Origin of the sequence: Gaetbulibacter aquiaggeris (genome assembly GCF_044003965.1) — a bacterium.
GTDB lineage: Bacteria > Bacteroidota > Bacteroidia > Flavobacteriales > Flavobacteriaceae > Yeosuana > Yeosuana aquiaggeris.
The window spans coordinates 92607-111088 of record NZ_JBAWKC010000006.1 but is presented as its reverse complement, the minus strand read 5'-3'; the positions used below and the strand labels follow the sequence as shown (position 1 = coordinate 111088).

At 31.8% G+C, this 18482-nt stretch carries 14 protein-coding genes; 4 read left to right on the top strand and 10 right to left on the bottom strand.

All coding sequences use genetic code 11. The features are described from left to right. Positions 1 to 135: 135 nt before the first annotated feature. Entirely contained in the window at positions 136 to 1608 is a 1473-nt protein-coding gene (locus tag V8G56_RS15435; RefSeq protein WP_395439363.1) for a carboxypeptidase-like regulatory domain-containing protein, read from the bottom strand. A 133-nt stretch (positions 1609 to 1741) separates the two neighbouring features. Between V8G56_RS15435 and ychF the strand changes: the two genes are divergently transcribed. The 4 genes from ychF (at position 1742) to V8G56_RS15415 (ending at position 8507) form a co-directional block, all read left to right on the top strand. Beyond that, complete coding sequence (gene ychF / locus V8G56_RS15430; RefSeq protein WP_395439362.1) at positions 1742 to 2836, top strand: redox-regulated ATPase YchF; 1095 nt, start codon at positions 1742 to 1744, stop codon at positions 2834 to 2836. A gap of 58 nt (positions 2837 to 2894) precedes the next feature. Then, entirely contained in the window at positions 2895 to 3794 is a 900-nt protein-coding gene (locus tag V8G56_RS15425; RefSeq protein WP_395439361.1) for a DMT family transporter, read from the top strand. Positions 3795 to 3937: 143 nt separating this feature from the next. Beyond that, positions 3938 to 5797: a DNA topoisomerase IV subunit B gene (locus V8G56_RS15420; protein WP_395439360.1), complete on the top strand. Its 1860-nt coding sequence runs from the start codon at positions 3938 to 3940 to the stop codon at positions 5795 to 5797. A gap of 61 nt (positions 5798 to 5858) precedes the next feature. Then, entirely contained in the window at positions 5859 to 8507 is a 2649-nt protein-coding gene (locus V8G56_RS15415; protein WP_395439359.1) for a DNA gyrase/topoisomerase IV subunit A, read from the top strand. Between the two features lie 165 nt (positions 8508 to 8672). Here V8G56_RS15415 and V8G56_RS15410 read toward each other — a convergent pair whose 3' ends face one another. From V8G56_RS15410 to V8G56_RS15370, 9 genes are all read right to left on the bottom strand, one after another. Further along, positions 8673 to 11078, bottom strand: a complete 2406-nt coding sequence (locus V8G56_RS15410) for an ABC transporter permease (protein ID WP_395439358.1) — start codon at positions 11076 to 11078, stop codon at positions 8673 to 8675. 17 nt (positions 11079 to 11095) lie between these two features. Beyond that, complete coding sequence (locus V8G56_RS15405; protein WP_395439357.1) at positions 11096 to 11791, bottom strand: ABC transporter ATP-binding protein; 696 nt, start codon at positions 11789 to 11791, stop codon at positions 11096 to 11098. A gap of 12 nt (positions 11792 to 11803) precedes the next feature. Then, positions 11804 to 13066: an efflux RND transporter periplasmic adaptor subunit gene (locus tag V8G56_RS15400; protein WP_395439356.1), complete on the bottom strand. Its 1263-nt coding sequence runs from the start codon at positions 13064 to 13066 to the stop codon at positions 11804 to 11806. Between the two features lie 94 nt (positions 13067 to 13160). Further along, a complete protein-coding gene (locus V8G56_RS15395) occupies positions 13161 to 13289 on the bottom strand; it encodes a hypothetical protein (RefSeq protein WP_395439355.1) in 129 nt (42 codons plus the stop codon). A 487-nt stretch (positions 13290 to 13776) separates the two neighbouring features. After that, positions 13777 to 14568: a TerC family protein gene (locus V8G56_RS15390; protein ID WP_395439354.1), complete on the bottom strand. Its 792-nt coding sequence runs from the start codon at positions 14566 to 14568 to the stop codon at positions 13777 to 13779. A 70-nt stretch (positions 14569 to 14638) separates the two neighbouring features. Then, positions 14639 to 15550 carry a tRNA (adenosine(37)-N6)-dimethylallyltransferase MiaA gene (miaA, locus tag V8G56_RS15385; RefSeq protein WP_395439353.1) on the bottom strand — a complete coding sequence of 304 codons (912 nt, stop codon included), beginning with the start codon at positions 15548 to 15550 and terminating at the stop codon, positions 14639 to 14641. Further along, on the bottom strand, positions 15543 to 16388 hold the full coding sequence (locus V8G56_RS15380; RefSeq protein ID WP_395439352.1) for an ion transporter: 846 nt from the start codon (positions 16386 to 16388) through the stop codon (positions 15543 to 15545). Before V8G56_RS15380 ends, miaA begins: the two co-directional genes overlap by 8 nt. A 27-nt stretch (positions 16389 to 16415) precedes the next feature. Beyond that, positions 16416 to 17789 carry a 3'-5' exonuclease family protein gene (locus V8G56_RS15375; RefSeq protein ID WP_395439351.1) on the bottom strand — a complete coding sequence of 458 codons (1374 nt, stop codon included), beginning with the start codon at positions 17787 to 17789 and terminating at the stop codon, positions 16416 to 16418. A 20-nt stretch (positions 17790 to 17809) separates the two neighbouring features. After that, complete coding sequence (locus V8G56_RS15370) at positions 17810 to 18481, bottom strand: YggS family pyridoxal phosphate-dependent enzyme (protein WP_395439350.1); 672 nt, start codon at positions 18479 to 18481, stop codon at positions 17810 to 17812. Position 18482 lies beyond the last annotated feature (1 nt).

Below are 18482 nucleotides of genomic sequence, written 5' to 3'. Positions count from 1 at the left end.
AACTAAAAAATAAAAATTGCTGAAGAATTGTGAGAATAGAATAGTAATTGATGCATTCTCATCAAAACTATTTTATATTGAAATGATATTTAAAATTTCAATAAAGTAAAAAATGAACTGAAAGACTTTACTTTTTTAATCCTCAACTTTAAACTCCTTCATCTCAGTTAATGGTTCAATGGTTTTGTCTTGTCCCCAGATAGCAGAATCATATTTATTTAACTTAACATAAGGAACCGATTTTTCTTCAGTTAGTTTGTTAAATAAATCTAGGTTGATTTTTGTGCTAGAATTAAGTAATAATTCTTGCTTGGTGATAATGTTGCCTTCAATAGTGAAATCAAAACTGGTTTTGTTTTTCTCGAGGCTGTTTTCAATAAATTTTAAAGGTCTGCTTACATAAAAATAACGTCCTTCTTCAAATTTTATATATTGTGGTTGATATTTGTTTAAGGTATCTTTTCGGTAAATTACTGTTCCTTTTCGCATATTTTCTATGTACTTAACACCTAAAATTAATTTTAAATTAAACTTGTTACCGCGTTTGCCATCGGCGAATTCAAAATCTACTTTTGTTATTGCATAAGTGTTATCTGCAATAAAAAGTTTACCAGTGTATTTTGATTTCGACCTTTTTGGTTTGTAATTAATGATGTAAATAAGTTCATTGTTAAAATATGAGACATCTACAAAACTGTATTCATACAAATCGGCATCTACAATTTTTGAAAGCATAGAATTTTCATTAAACTGAGAGCGTTTTAATAAGTTATTTGCTTGACCATTCAACTCTTTAACTTCATATTCGTTTTTATTGTGTTCTTTCCTGTCCTCATCTTTAAGTGATAAAGAATCTTCAATTTTAAATAAGCCTGTTTTAAGCTTATAAGTTAAAGTGGTATCTAGATATTTTAGGATAACATGTTGTGCTCTGCTTTGAACTTCTTCTATTGAAAGATTATTTTTTTGGTCGACAAGTTCCGCAGCCTTATAAACCTTTATTTTTGAATTAGAGGAATCATTAACAAATAAATCAGCCTTGAAATCTTTAAAATGTTTTGTTTTGCTTTGTACAACTGCTTTTGAAAGAGAATCCAGACTCTTATTGGCAGATTCTAGATTTTTCTTTTTAACATGAGAGGCTTTTTCAATTTCAAAATCTAATTTATCAAAATCCATATAAGCAGTTTCTCTTGAAAAAATCTCATGCTTATATAATTTTGTGTCATAATTCTTAGAAATATTTTGCCTGACTCTGGCTATTATAGAATCGGCATTTGGTCTTTTGTTACTAACATAGACGGTGTTGAGTTCATTTATAGATTCTTCAAGAGTAATTAAAAAATTTAAAGATTTAATTTCCTGAATAGTCAGGGTTTTATTCTTATAACCTAAACACGAAATGGTTATATCATTTTGGTCTTTGTCTTCAATTAAAGTGAAATAACCTTCTTCATTTGAGATAACACCGTCAAATTCAGCTGTTTTTATGGCTGCAAATGGAATGGGGTTTTGTGTATTTTTGTCTATTAATCTGGCGGTAATATTTTGTGAAAAAATAGCAGTATGACTCAATAAAATTATTAAATAGGCAATAAAATGTTTCATAATTGATGGGCTTCATTGAAAAGACGAACAGGTTTCAAAATTGTTACAAATATAAAATATTAGATATCATAAGGTTTTACTTTAAATAAATGAGGAATTAATTACATTTGCACTCGCAAAAATTATCTTAATTATGAAAGCTGGAATTGTAGGATTACCAAATGTAGGAAAGTCAACCTTATTCAATTGTTTGTCAAATGCCAAAGCGCAAAGTGCCAATTTCCCATTCTGTACTATAGAGCCAAATATAGGGGTTGTAAATGTGCCGGATAAACGTCTGGAAAAACTTGAGGAATTAGTGAAACCAGTAAGAGTACAACCAGCAACCGTTGAAATAGTTGATATTGCAGGATTGGTTAAAGGAGCTAGCAAAGGTGAAGGGTTGGGAAATCAGTTTTTAGCTAATATTAGAGAAACGGATGCTATTTTGCATGTTTTACGTTGTTTTGATAATGATAATATTGTGCATGTTGATGGAAAGGTGAATCCTATTAGAGATAAGGAGACCATTGATATGGAGTTGCAGTTAAAAGATTTAGAGACTGTAGATAAAAAATTGGAGAAGGTTAAGCGCGCAGCTAAAACAGGTAATAAAGAGGCGCAAAAAGAAGAGGCCGTTTTGTTAAAAATAAAGTCAAGTCTTGAAGCCGGAATTTCGGTAAGAACGCTTGAATTTGATGCAGATGATTATATTGATTTTGTAAAACCAGCGCAATTTATTACCGATAAACCGGTGATGTATATATGCAATGTAGATGAAGCTTCTGCAGTGACAGGCAACAGTTATGTTGACTTAGTTAAAGAAGCCGTGAAAGATGAAAATGCTGAGGTCTTATTCTTGGCGGTAGCTACAGAGGCCGATATTAATGAGTTGGATGATTATGAAGAGCGCCAAATGTTTCTTCAGGATATAGGATTAGACGAAGCAGGTTCAGCTAAGTTGATTCGTGCTGCTTATAAATTATTAAAACAACAAACTTATTTTACTGCTGGTGTAAAAGAAGTAAGAGCCTGGACTATAGATATAGGAGCGACTGCTCCTCAAGCAGCGGGTGTTATTCATACCGATTTTGAGAAAGGGTTTATTAGAGCAGAAGTCATAGCTTATAATGATTTTGAATCTTATGGCAGTGAAGCAAAGGTAAAAGAAGCTGGTAAAATGCGTGTGGAAGGAAAAAACTACATTGTTAAAGACGGTGACGTGATGCACTTTTTGTTTAATGTATAATAAGTGCCTTTTGACATAAAACGAAGTTAGATTTCTCAATTTAATCTATATTAGTTTTATGAAATCAACCAAGTCTTTTATTTTAGGTATTATTCTTGGATTAATTGGGATCATTCTGTTTTCTTCAAAAGCAGTTATGGTCAAACTTGCGTATCAATATCATGTCGATGCGGTAAGTGTTTTAATGTTCAGAATGCTATTTTCATTCCCATTCTATCTGGTAATTGCCATTTTATATCGCAATAAAAATAATGGGGTTGAATTAGTAAGAAAGGATTATATATGGCTGGTTTTTTTTGGAATCGTGGGCTATTATTTATCCAGCTATTTTGATTTTGTTGGACTTATTTATATCAAGGCAAGTTTAGAGCGTATCATTTTATTCATTTATCCTACCATTGTTATATTATTTAATAAGTTATTTTTAAAACAAAGCGTTTCAAAAGATCAGGTTTTTGCCATCATATTAACCTATGTTGGTATTGTCATCGCTTTTGGTCATGAAGTCACCATTTCGGGTCATGAAGCGTATTTAGGCGGTTTTTTTATATTACTATGCGCCATTACATATGCGGCCTATTTATCAGGTAGTGGCTGGTTAATTCCAAAATTTGGTGTCATTAAATTTACAGCCTATGTTATGGTGGTCTCTTGTCTTTGTGTATTCATTCATTATGGCATCACAAATAAAATAGACATATTCAATTATCCCAGGGAAGTGTATGTTTTAGGGTTTTTAATCGCCATTTTTGCTACAGTTATTCCTTCTTTTTTGGTCTCGTGGTCTATCGAATTAATCAGTTCTTCAAACTTTGCAGTTATTGCGGCTGTGGGTCCAATTTCTACTATTATTTTAGCCGCCATTTTTTTAAATGAGCAATTAACATTGTTACAATTATTAGGAGCATTTGCTGTTATAATAGGAATATCCTTAGTATCTTTAAAGAAAATAAAATAAGTGCTTTTATTTTAATTTAAGTCAAAATTTTATGTTCTCAACAACATTAATTGAGTATTGTTAATTACTTTGTGTAAAGGCAGTTTTATTTTTTATTTTGATATATTATATTAGCGTCCTATCAATAAATTTCACTCAAATCTATGGCTGAACAATCCAATTATACTGAAGATAATATACGTTCCCTTGACTGGAAGGAACATATCCGTATGCGTCCAGGAATGTATATTGGTAAATTGGGTGATGGTTCTTCTCCTGATGATGGTATTTATATACTTTTAAAAGAAGTTTTAGACAATTCCATTGATGAGTATGTCATGGGCGCAGGAAAAACTATTGATGTAGCGATTCAGGGAACAAAAGTATCTGTTCGTGATTATGGCAGAGGCATTCCTCTTGGGAAAGTAGTTGATGTAGTTTCTAAAATGAATACTGGTGGAAAATATGATTCTAAGGCGTTTAAAAAATCTGTTGGTTTAAATGGCGTAGGGACTAAAGCAGTAAATGCATTGTCCTCCTTTTTTAGAGTGGAGTCAACCAGAGATAACAAGTCAGCATCGGCAGAATTTGAACAAGGAAATCTTACCAGTCAAGATTTATTAGATGATACCTCCAGAAGAAAGGGAACAAAAGTATCTTTCATACCCGACGAGACTATATTTAAACACTATAAATATAGAAATGAATATGTCATTAAAATGCTTAAAAACTATGTATATCTCAATACAGGTTTAACCATCATTTTTAATGGCGAAAAATATTTTAGTGAGAACGGGTTAAAAGATTTGTTATCTGAAAATATTAGTGAATCAGATATGTTATATCCTATTATTCATTTAAAAGGAAATGATATAGAAGTTGCCTTAACTCATAGTAAAACACAGTATAGTGAAGAATATCATTCTTTTGTAAATGGGCAAAACACAACGCAAGGTGGAACACACCTGGCAGCCTACAGAGAAGCTTTAGTAAAGACTATTAGAGAGTTTTACGGAAAAAACTATGATGCTTCTGATGTTAGAAAGTCGGTAGTTTCTGCGGTTTCCATTAAAGTAATGGAACCTGTTTTTGAGAGTCAGACTAAAACTAAATTAGGTTCAACAGATATGGGTGGTGGATTGCCAACTGTAAGAACCTATATCAATGACTTTGTAAAAACCTATCTTGATAATTATTTACACAAAAATCCTGAGACTGCTGAAAAAATTCAGCGAAAAATTATGCAGGCGGAACATGAACGTAAAGAATTGTCAGGAATTAGAAAATTGGCTAAAGATCGTGCTAAAAAGGCAAGCCTTCATAATAAGAAATTAAGAGATTGCAGAGTGCATTTTGGTGACACTAAGAATGAACGTAACTTGGAATCTACTCTATTTATAACAGAAGGAGATTCTGCATCTGGAAGTATCACAAAATCTCGCGATGTGAATACACAGGCAGTTTTTAGTTTAAAAGGGAAGCCTTTAAACTCCTATGGATTAAGTAAAAAGATCGTTTATGAAAATGAAGAATTTAATTTACTTCAGGCGGCTTTAAATATTGAAGAGTCTATTGAAGATCTTCGGTATAATAATATAGTCATAGCCACTGATGCTGATGTAGATGGGATGCATATTAGATTATTACTCATTACTTTTTTCTTGCAGTTTTTTCCGGAGTTAATTAAAGAAGGACATCTTTATATTTTACAAACACCACTTTTTAGAGTTCGCAATAAAAAAGAGACGATTTACTGCTATTCAGAACAGGAACGAAGAGATGCTATTGAGAAACTAAAACCAAAACCAGAAATTACGCGATTTAAAGGTTTGGGAGAAATTTCGCCAGATGAATTCAGAAACTTTATTGGAGAAAGCATTCGTTTAGATCCTATCATGTTGGATAAGGATTTATCAATCGAAGAATTATTGGAATTTTATATGGGAAAAAACACGCCTGATAGACAAGAGTTTATTATTAATAATCTAAAAGTTGAATTGGATATCGTAGAAGAAACGGCATGATAAAAAAAATTTAACAAAAAGTAAAATTTCATTGTTGAAATAAGAGATAGTATAACAGTTAATGATTGAAGAAAACGAAGATTTGATTAATCCGCAAGGTGAAAATCAAGAAACCATTACCCGGATTTCCGGCATGTATAAAGACTGGTTTCTGGATTATGCCTCGTATGTTATTTTAGAGCGCGCAGTACCGGCAATTGAAGATGGTTTTAAACCAGTTCAAAGGCGTATTATGCATTCTATGAAAGATTTAGATGATGGTCGTTATAATAAAGTGGCAAATATCGTTGGTCATACTATGCAGTATCATCCTCATGGCGATGCGAGTATAGCCGATGCCATGGTGCAAATTGGTCAGAAGGATTTACTTATTGATACCCAAGGTAACTGGGGTAATATTTTAACTGGAGATAGCGCAGCTGCTTCTCGGTATATTGAAGCAAGATTATCAAAATTCGCACTTGATGTTGTTTATAATCCTAAGATCACAGAATGGCAGGCTTCATATGATGGCAGAAGAAAAGAACCAGTAAACCTTCCAGTGATGTTTCCATTGCTTCTTGCGCAGGGTGGAGAAGGTATCGCAGTCGGATTATCAACTAAGATTTTACCACATAATTTTATTGAGTTAATTGAGGCTTCAATAAAACATTTAAAAGGTAAGGGGTTTACCCTATTTCCAGACTTTCCAACGGCAGGTATTATAGATGTCAGCGATTATAAAGATGGTTTGCGTGGTGGCAAAATTCGAGTCAGAGCCAAAGTGTCTCAATTAGATAAAAGTACTTTAGTAATTACCGAAATACCTTTTGGAACCAATACAACTTCACTGATTGATTCTATTTTAAAGGCCAATGATAAAGGCAAAATAAAAATAAAGAAGATTGAGGATAATACGGCTGCTGATGTTGAAATTTTAGTGCATTTACCTTCAGGTATTTCACCTGATAAAACCATTGATGCGCTGTATGCCTTTACCAGTTGTGAAAGTTCTATTTCCCCTTTAGGATGTGTCATTGAAGATAATAAGCCACTTTTTATAGGCGTGACCGAAATGTTGAAACGTTCAACAGATAATACGGTACAATTATTAAAAAGTGATCTTGAGGTAAAACTTGATGAATTTGAAGAACAATGGCATTTTGCCTCATTGGAACGTATTTTTATTGAAAACAGAATTTATCGTGATATTGAAGAAGAAGAAACTTGGGAAGGTGTCATTCAAGCAATAGATAAAGGGCTTTTGCCGCATATTAAACATCTTAAACGCGCCATAACTCAAGAAGATATTGAGCGGTTAACTGAAATTAGGATTAAAAGAATTTCGAAATTCGATATTGATAAAGCACAACAAAAAATTGAAGCTTTAGAAGATCAAATTGCTCAGGTAAAACATCACCTTGAGAATTTAATAGATTATGCGATTGCCTATTTCACTAGATTAAAAAAAGATTACGCAGCCGGACGTGAACGGAAGACAGAAATAAGAGCATTTGACGATGTAGACGTCACTAAAGTTGTTATTAGGAACACGAAACTTTATGTCAATAAAGAAGAAGGTTTTGTTGGTACCTCATTGAAGAAAGATGAATATGTTTGTGATTGCAGCGATATAGATGACATCATTGTTTTTACCAAAGAAGGTAAAATGATGATTACGAAAGTTGATTCTAAAACTTTTGTAGGTAAAGATGTTATACATGTTGAGGTTTTTGATAAAAAGGATAACCGCACCATTTATAATTTGATTTATAGAGATGGTACAAAAGGCCCATCATATATCAAGCGTTTTGCGGTTACAAGCATCACAAGAGACAAAGAATATGATTTAACCAATGGAACCAAAGGATCAACTATTCTTTATTTTTCTGCTAATCCAAATGGTGAAGCCGAAGTTATTAGCGTTATTCTTAGACAAGTAGGTAGCATTAAAAAACTAAAATGGGATTTGGATTTTGCTGATATTTTAATAAAAGGAAGAAATTCAAAAGGAAATTTAGTTACTAAACATTCAATTAAAAAGATTGAACTTAAAGAAAAGGGTATTTCAACTTTAAAACCTAGAAAAATTTGGTTTGATGATACCGTTCAAAGGTTAAATGTAGACGGAAGAGGTGAGTTGATAGGTGAATTTAGGGGTGAAGATAAATTGCTCATTATAACACAGTCAGCAACAGTCAAGACTATTTTACCAGAATTGACTACACATTTTGATGAAGATATGATTGTTCTTGAAAAATGGCTTCCAAAAAAACCTATATCTGTAATTTATTACGATGGAGAAAAGGAGCGATATTATGTGAAGCGCTTCTTAATTGAAAACGAAAATAAAGAGGAATTTTTTATTTCTGAACATCAAAAATCTCAGTTAGAAATTGTATCAACAGATTGGATTCCACGGGCAGAAGTGATTTTTGCCAAAGAGCGTGGTAAAGATCAAAAGGAAAATATAGAAGTTAATCTTGAAGAATTTATAGCTATTAAAGGTATTAAAGCGCTTGGTAATCAATTGACTTCGGATAAGATAAAACAAATCAATTTACTGGATCCCTTACCTTATGAAGCTCCGGAAGAAATTCATGCTGATGAAATTGAAGTTGTTGATGAAGAAACAGTTGAATCTGAAGAAAAGATTGACAAGCCCACTTCAAGTGAAAAGGATTCAGATGATTCTGAATTAGATGGAAAGGGACAGATCACCCTGTTTTAGTTTAATTTATTCATCTATTTAGTAACGAAAGACATCCATTTTGTCAAAGTTTCTAAATAGTCTGAATGTAATTTGGACCAGTAAGGGAAATCACTTTATTTTAGGCTAAAAATAAAAACCCTTATATAAGGGTTTTTAATAATGGTCTATATATCTCATCTTTATTTATTCATACTTTAATGAATTAACAGGATTTGAATTCGCAGCGATATAGGCTTGAGTACTAACGGTTAGTATGGCAATTATTAAGGCCAATACTGTTGCAAATACATAGGGTAAAATAGGCATATCAATTTGATATGAAAAGTTTGATAACCAATTTTTTGCTAATAAAAACGTAATAGGCCATGCAAAAATATTTGCAATGAGTACCAGTTTAATAAAGTCTTTGGTTAACATTGTCATAATTTGAGAAACCGAAGCTCCCAAGACTTTTCGTATGCCAATTTCCTTTGTTCTTTGTTCGGCGGTATAAGATGCTAACCCATATAAACCCATGGCAGATATAATGATTGCAAGAATAGTTAAAAATAAAAACATCGTTCCAAAATTTTCTTGTTGTCTTAATAACGCTCCAAATTTCTTATCCAAATAAGTGTACCTAAAAGGATGTGTAGGCTCTAATTTATTCCATTCGTCTTCTATAAAACTTATAGTGGAGCTTGCGTTTTCAGGTGAAATTTTAAAAGCGGTAAACCAGGTTTGGTTGCTAATTTGTAATACCATAGGACGAATAGGTTGGTTAAATCCTTCAATATGGAAATCTTTCACAACGCCAACAATATTTCCGTATTTCAAATCTCCATTGAGATTTATAAAGGTGCCAAGTCGTTTGCCTAATGGATTTTTAATATTCAAATTATTTACAGCAGTTTCGTTTAGTATGAAGGTTGGAATGGAATCTGAATCTTGTTCTCTGTTAAACAATCTCCCTTCAGCCAATTTAATGCTCATGGTTTTAAAAAAATCATAGTCCACGTTCATATTCCATAATGGTAATTTCTCTTGGTTACCTTCTAATGCATACATACTTTGATTAGGAAGGTCACCAGGAAAAAACGAGGCTCTTGAAATACTTTGAACATGACTGTTTTTTAAAAAGATGCTTTTGTAGCCTCTAAAGTTATTAGCCATTTGATCTGTTTGTATAGGAACTATAATAACTTGGTCTCCTTTAAATCCAATATCTTTATTATGTAAAAAAGCGATTTGTTTAAAAATAATAATCATCCCAATAATTAAAATGGTTGAAGCAGTAAATTGGGTTACTACAAGCGATTTTCTTAAAAATGCGCCATTTTTGGATTTGGTAAAATCTCCTTTTAAAACAGAAATTGGTTTAAATGATGATAAGAGAAATGCTGGATAACTTCCTGCAAACAATCCATAAATCAATGTAATAATAATTGAAAAAAATAATGTTTGAGAAAAATACTCATTTGACAGACTAATGCTTGTTTCTAAAACATTATTAAATCCTGGCAATAATAAGATAACAAGTATGTAAGCCAGGCATAAAGCGATGGCACTTTGAATGACTGATTCAACTAAAAATTGAATGATCAACATGCTTCTGGAAGCTCCAGATACTTTTCTTACGCCTACCTCTTTAGCGCGTTTACCTGAGCGGGCTGTTGATAAGTTCATAAAATTGATACCAGCTATTATAAGTACCAAAATGGCAATACCTAAAAACACATAGATGTACATGATATTCCCGTTTTGCTGAATCTCGAAATCTTTATGAGAATATAAATGAATATCTTTTATGGGCATAAGCTGATATTCAAAAGCGTTTCCCTGTTTCAAGAATTCATCTACACTAACTTTTAAAAATTGTTCAACATCTGGTTCAATTTTTTTCATAAAGTTAGTTTTCATTTGTGTTTCAAATGAATTAAAATCAGCTCCCTTTTTTAGTTTTACATATGTGTTCCAACCATTATTTATCCAAATATTCCTAATCTCATTATCGGATACGAATAACTCAAAATTAAAATGAGCATGTCCTTTTGGTTCTTTTACAATTGCGGTAACGATCAGGTCCCGTCTATTATCATAATTAACCACTTCTCCCATAGCACTTTTATCTCCAAAGAGTTTTTGTTTAGTTTCTTCAGTTAAAACAATTGAATTTGTTTCTTTTAGTGCTGTATTTGGGTCTCCATGAATAAATTCATAATTGAATACCTTAAAGAATGAACTATCTGCTTGAGCAATATGCTCTATGTACACCCTTGTTTGATCATGACGCATCAATATTTCCTGCCTTCCAGACTGTATCCTTGTAGCTGATTCTACATCGGTAAATTCTGTTCTTAAGGTATTTGCCATTGGGCTGCAGGAAACAGGCGCATCCATTTTTTGTCCCATCATATCAGCTTTTATGCCTGTTCTATATATGCGTTCATATCCCTCCCAATGCTTTTCATAGCTGGTTTCATCCTTTATAAATAAAAAAACGAGAATGGTTACCGCTAACCCTAAAGCCAATCCAAGAATATTGATAAAGGCATAAATTCTATTTTTATTGAGGCTTCTTATAGCTACTTTTAAATAATTTTTAAACATCGTTTTTAATTTTTAATTTATACAGCAGCTTTATTCAACATGATTTTCTTTTCGGGCACAATTTGGCCGTCTAATAAATTAATAGTTCTGTTTGAGTAACTGGCATCGTGTGCGGAATGCGTTACCATTACAATTGTTGTTCCTGACTCATTAAGCTTACATAACAGATCCATAACCTCATTACCATGGGAACTATCTAAATTTCCTGTTGGTTCGTCAGCTAATATTAATGCGGGTTTTGTAATTAATGCTCTGGCTACGGCAACACGCTGTTGCTGTCCTCCGGATAATTGTTGAGGATAATGATTTGAACGATGAGTGATTCCAATTTTACCAATAATTTCATCAACTCTTTTTTTACGTTCTGAAGCACTAATATCATTATAGATAAGTGGTAATTCTATGTTTTCAAAAACAGTTAATTCGTCAATAAGGTTAAAATTTTGAAAGATAAATCCAATATTCCTTTTGCGTATTTCAGAACGTTGTTTTTCATTATACTTAGCAATTTCTTTGTTTTGAAATTCATAACTACCGCTTTCAGGTTTATCTAGCATCCCTAAAATATTCAATAGTGTTGATTTTCCACAACCAGAAGGGCCCATTATAGATACGAACTCACCTTCCATTATTTCAAAAGATACTTGGTTTAAAGCGGTTGATTCCAGTTCGTCAGTTCTGTAAACTTTAGTAAGATTAGTTAGTTTGATCATGTGTTCGTTTTTTTATTGATTAATTTTAATTGATTCATAATTTTTAAAGTCGTCATAGGACGAAGAGATAAATTCTTCGTTGGCATTAAGTCCTTCTAAAACTTGATAATAACTTGGATTTTGGTTTCCTAATTTTATATAACGTTTGTGTGCTTCACCTTTTCCATCAAGTACAAATACATATTGTCCGCCAGATGCCTGAAAGTAATTTCCTCTTGGAATCATAACGGATTTTTTAGACTTCGAAAGTTCTAAGCGTATTTGGAGTGATTGCCCTATGGTAATATTTTTAGGGATGTCGTTTACAAAAACTAACTCAATTTCAAATTTTCTACTTTTTACTTCAGGAAACACTTTTTTTACTTGTAAATTTATAAGGTCACCATTAAAGGAAAAATTAGCTAATTGTCCGGGTTTTACAGTACTTAAATAATATTCGTCAACAAGTCCTTTAACCTTGAATCCTGTTTGAACATCAATTTTAGCTACTGTTTGATTTTTATTATAGGATTCCCCAATATCGGGATCAAAACTAGATAACATGCCAGAAATAGGAGCTCTTACAAGTAGTTTTTCAATATTTTCACGAATTAATTCTAAATTGCGTTGCATCAATGCTATAGAGGTATTAATCTGATTGATTTGCAATAAATTATCTTGAGAACTTTTAATCACGTTTTGATTCATAAAGTCACGTTTGTTTTTAAGGTATTTAAAAGATTCTTGCCTTTCAATAAAATCATTCCGTGCAATGATGTCTTTGGAATATAAAACAGAGTCTAATTTATAATTACGTTCAACTTCTGCAAGATTGTTTTCGCTATCAATTAAAGATTCCTTTAAATCGCGCTGATCTTTTTCAAGCGAGAGTTTTAAACTTCTAAGATTATTTATTTGTTCTACAATAGCAGTTTCCTGGTTCATATATCCAAGCGTAGCTGAAGGATTGCTTAAACGCAATAGGGGAGTTCCTTTTTCCACATAAACGCCGTTTTCAATAAATATCTCTTCAACAGTACCGCCTTCAAGTGTGTTAACTAACACTAAATTGATGGGTTCAACATCTCCATCAATGAGTATGACATCTTGAAAATCGCCTTCAAAAGCTTTTTTTACAGAAATTTTTGAAGCATTAACCTTATATATTTTTTTATTAAATACCTGTAAGCCAAAAGAAGAGAGAATGAGGACAAGTACAATGCCAACCAGTGTTAAAATTCTTTTCTGACTCCAAATTTTCTTTTCAATTTTTCTATCCATTCCTGTTTGGTCCATGATATCTTAGTTTTGATTTTGGTTAGGTTATTTTAAAATAAAATAACTTGAATAATACTAATTATAAAATCTATTAGAGCTGTGATTATGGATATCATACCGTATGAAAATTAGTTTGAAGTTTATTATAATTGGCGTGCTGAACTCTTTTGCTAAACTCTAAATAAATGGAGTATCTATATTTTCTGCTTTCTTTTGAATTATTTACAATAATTGTATTCATGATGTTCGTTTTTTGATTGTTGATGGGTTTTTTAATGTGTATTATTTGTATCGTCTTTTTGTATTCCAATAATTGCTTTTTGAATTATTAAAAGACTCTTGTGATTGATAGTTGTTAAATGTTTTCATGATATATGTAGTTTAATGCTTTTATTTACTTTATAGACGACGAGTATTTAAAATTGTTACAGTACTATGTATAACATATTAATTAATAATTAAATTTTAAGGTTATGAGATATTAGTATTGATAAGATTTCTATCAAAAAAAGAGAACCTTTTTTAATGAATTTTACAGTAATATGATTAGAATTTGTTCGCTACTCACTGATGCTCTCTGAGCGAAGCGCAATTAAAGATTGTTGAACTTTGTCGAAAATGCTAAACAAAAAAAATGGATAGAGCAAGGAGTGTTGTAAATCAAAGAAGTGCTTAAGAAACCATTATCATAGGATTTTGGTTTTAAAAACTGATCATGATTTTTTATACTATGCTTTAGTTTTTTTAGCTATCCTAAAACTTAAAAATTCAACAAATAAGGAGAATGTGATGGCAAAGTATAGGTAACCTTTGGGAATTGCGCCAACTGAACTTCCAAATATTTGTGTGTTTGATAAATAACCAGCCTCAGTTATTAACATAAAACCAATCAAAATCAAAAAGGCCAGACCTAATAATTGTATACTTGGATGCGCATCAATAAATTTCCTAATTGGGTTTGCAAATCCAATCATAATTCCAATAGATATAACAACTGCAATAATCATTAAAACCAAATTGTAATTATGGTTTGCATGTAAACCATTGGTCATTCCAACGGCTGTTAATATGGAATCAATAGAAAAAATAAAATCTATCATAATAATTTGAATAATTGCTTGTGACAAAGATTTGATTTTTTTTCTGGTTAATGAATTTTCATCATGCATTGGAGACTCTACTTTTTCACGAATTTCTGAGGTACTTTTATAAATCAAAAATAGGCCACCACTAAATAGTATGATGGATTGCCAACTCACGGCAATGTGTAACCATTCCAAATCAATAGTGTAAAAGGGATGTTTTAAACCGACCAGAAAGGATACAAAAAATAGCAAAATAATCCGTTGTAACATAGCCAGTAACAATCCAATATTAGTGGCTTTGGCTCTTTGATTATGTGGTAACTTATTCGCAGCAATTGAAATAAAGACAATGTTATCAATACCTAGAATAATTTCTAAAAAGGTAAGTGTTAAAAGAGCCATTATGGCATCACTGGTGAATAAAAAATCTAACATAGAAATCTTAAAAAATTACACATCAAAATTAATTAAAATTGCTTCAGTAAAATAATTAGATGTAAGGAATTTAATTATTAATTATTATTTTATTTAATTCAGAAATAATTTGATGAACTTCAGTTAAATAATCAAACCATAAAATATTCCGGTCTTTTCTAAACCATGTTAATTGGCGTTTTGCAAATCTTCTTGAATTCTTTTTTATTTCTGAAATGGCAAAATCTAGTGTCCATGAACCATCAAAAAAATGAAACAATTCTTTATATCCTACTGTATTCAGAGCATTTAAAGTTTTATAAGGGTATAAACCCGTTGCTTCCTCTAATAATCCATCTTGAATCATCATATCTACGCGTTGGTTAATTCGATTATAGATGATGTCTCTTTCAGCCGTTAAGCCAATAGTAATGGTTTTAAAAGGACGATCTACTTTGCTTTTATTTAAGAAGGAAGAATAAGGTTTTCCTGTTCCTAGGCAAATCTCCAATGCTCTGATTACTCGTTGTGGATTATCAATGGCAACAGTATTATAACTTTTTAGATCTAAAGACTTGAGTTTTTCTTGCAAGTATGAAATGCCCTTTATTTTAAAATCCTCATTTAACTGCTTTCTAATGTGGCTTTCAACTTCAGGAAAATCATCTAATCCTTTTGTTATAGCATTAAGATAAAGACCAGAACCACCCACCATAATAACGATATTATGACTCTTAAAGAGTTCATTTATGGTTTTTAATGCGTCTTTTTCAAATGCGCCAACATTGTAATCCTCCTGTATTGATTTATGATGAATAAAGTGATGCTTAACGGTATTTAATTCTTCTTTAGTTGGTGCAGCGGTACCTATTGACATTTCTTTATAAAATTGTCTGGAATCTGCTGAAAGTATGTCCGTTTTAAAATGCTGAGCCAGTTTGATACTCAAAGCAGTTTTTCCGATGGCAGTGGGCCCAACAACAGAAATGAGGTATTTACTCATTGTTTAATTTATAACCACAATTGTAACAAAATCCCGCATGATCTTTATGTTTACTAGCTGAACAGTTAGGACATGATTGTGTGTTTAAATGTATGTCTTCCTCTTTAGTTTTGGGTTTGTTATGTTGCGCATATTCAGCGGAAACAATTCCCGTAGGAACAGCAATAATTCCGTAACCTAAAATCATGACTAAAGAAGCAATAAATTGTCCTAACGGCGTTTGAGGCGCAATATCACCAAAACCTACAGTAGTTAAAGTGACAATACACCAATAGACACTTTTGGGAATATTGGTGAAACCATTTTCTTCACCTTCCACCATATACATAATGGTTCCTAATATAATCGCGACAATTACAACGGCAAATAAAAATACTGATATTTTAGCGCGACTCGCTTTTAAAGCGGCTATTAAACTGTTAGAGGCTCCTAAATAACGACCCAGTTTTAAAATTCTAAATACTCTTAATAAGCGTAAAGCCCTTAAAGCAGCTAAGGCATGAACACCACCAACTATTAATGAAATGTATTTTGGAATGGTTGAAAGTAAATCAATAATTCCATAAAAGCTAAAAATATATTTAAAAGGTTTTTTAACAGTTATAATTCTGGCTATGTATTCAAGACTGAAAAGAATGGTTATAATCCATTCACTTATATTTAAGACATCATGATAGTTTGAGTCAATATGTTTAACACTTTCTAACATGACTAAAACGATACTGGCAATAATAGTAATAAGCAGGACAATATCAAATAATTTACCAGCAGGTGTATCTGCTTCATAAATTATTTCATGCAGTGTTGTTTTCCAGTTTCTATTCGAATTATTGCTCATGTAATCAAAAATAAGAAAATTTAAAAACTATTGCTTACTATTCAGTTGTATTACTTTTAGCCGTTTGTTTCTCCTTATATAACTTTGAATGATATGTTGTGTATCTCTGTTGTTTTCCATTGGTGTTATAAAAGATTCTAAAACGTCAATATTGTTAATCTGATAATTTAAATTAAAGAAACCAATCCCTTTAAATACACCATTTTCAATGTAGATAGCGCTGCGTTCATCAATATCCCGTCCTTTATCAATAATCACCATATTTTTATTTTTGTAGCTGTTTTTTTTAATCAAATCTTCAGCACGCTTATTATAATCCTCAAATGATTCTTTACCAATACAAGCCCCGTTACATTCTTTAATATCATATTTAAAACAGCTACTTTTGGTTTTATATATTCCGGTAAGTTTTTGACATAATTGATAGTCTTCAATAGCTTTTAGAATAAAGCTTTTAGCACTATCTCTGTTGCTAAAAGTGGTAATTGGTTTTTTCCTGCCGTCAACTTTATCAATCTTAAAATTGATATAATTTTGTTCATCAACAAAACTATAGAGTGCATGCGTAAATATGGTGCGCCTTAATGCCCTATTGTAAATAGGTTTATTACGTTTTATTTCCTCACTTTCTTTTAGCAAAGCTACTAATTCACTACCTGTAGCCTCATAGGTGACTGCTGCTGCGTGAAGTTGAATTTTTTTTGATTTCTGATTGGAATTGGTGAAATGTTGATTGATGCGTTTTTTGATATTATTACTTTTTCCAATGTATATGATTTCACCATCTGATCTATGAATATAATAGACGCCTGTTGCCGTTGGAAGTTGTTCAATAATATCTATATGTCGGGGCTCTAATTGTAATTTTGGGCTTAATCGAATGGACTCCTGAATAATTTTTTTCGAAGAATCTTTATCAAGCAACATTTTAAATAATTTCACTGTGGCAATAGCGTCTCCTGAGGCGCGATGCCTGTCAGTTACGGGTATACCCAGTGAACGCACCAGTTTGCCTAGACTATAAGATGCTTGATTAGGAATTAAATTTTTTGCCAATTCAACCGTGCAAAGGGTTTCTTTTACAAAATCAAATCCTAAACGCTTAAATTCAGTTACTAAAATGCGGTAATCAAATTGTGCATTGTGCGCAACCAATATGCAATCTTCTGTAATCTCTACAATGCGTTTGGCAACTTCATAAAACTTAGGCGCATTGCGCAACATGCCGCTATTAATGCCTGTGAGATTAACCACAAAGGGTTGAATCTCCCGCTCTGGATTGATTAAGCTTATAAACTGATCCACAATTTGGTGGCCATCATATTTGTAGATTGCAATTTCAGTAATGCCTTCTTCATTATATTTCCCACCGGTGGTTTCTATGTCTAATATTGCGTACAAAAAATGGTTTATTACTTAAATTAAATTGAATAATTTCGCTCTCCAAAGATACTGCTTCCAACACGTATCATAGTACTTCCGCAAGCCATAGCTAATTGATAATCTCCACTCATTCCCATTGAAATAATTTCGGGTTTAAAGTTAAAGGATTCCAATGGTTTTAAGCTGTCAAAAGTATGTTTTAACAATTGGAATTCTTCTTTGATTTTGTTTTCGTCTTCAGTAAATGTTGCCATCCCCATAAGCCCTATAACTCTTATGTTTTTTAATTCTGAAAAGGGTTTTGATTGTAATAAAAAAGAAGCATCCTCAGGCGTCATTCCAAATTTTGAGTCTTCTGAAGCTATTTTAATTTGTAGTAAACAATCAATAATTCTATCGTGTTTTAAAGCTTGTTTATTAATTTCTTCCAAAAGTTTTAAATTCTCAACGCCATGAATTAAAGAAACAAAGGAGGCCATATATTTTACTTTATTTTTTTGAACATGACCTATCATATGCCAGGATATATCTTTTGGTAAGGCTTCATATTTAGCAGCCATTTCCTGAATTTTATTTTCCCCAAAAATACGTTGGCCGGCATTATAAGCTTCCAATACATCAGAAATGGGTTTTGTTTTTGAAACTGCCACTAAAGTAACCTGTTTGGGTAAAGTTGATTTTATATTTTTAAGATTATCTTTTATTGACATG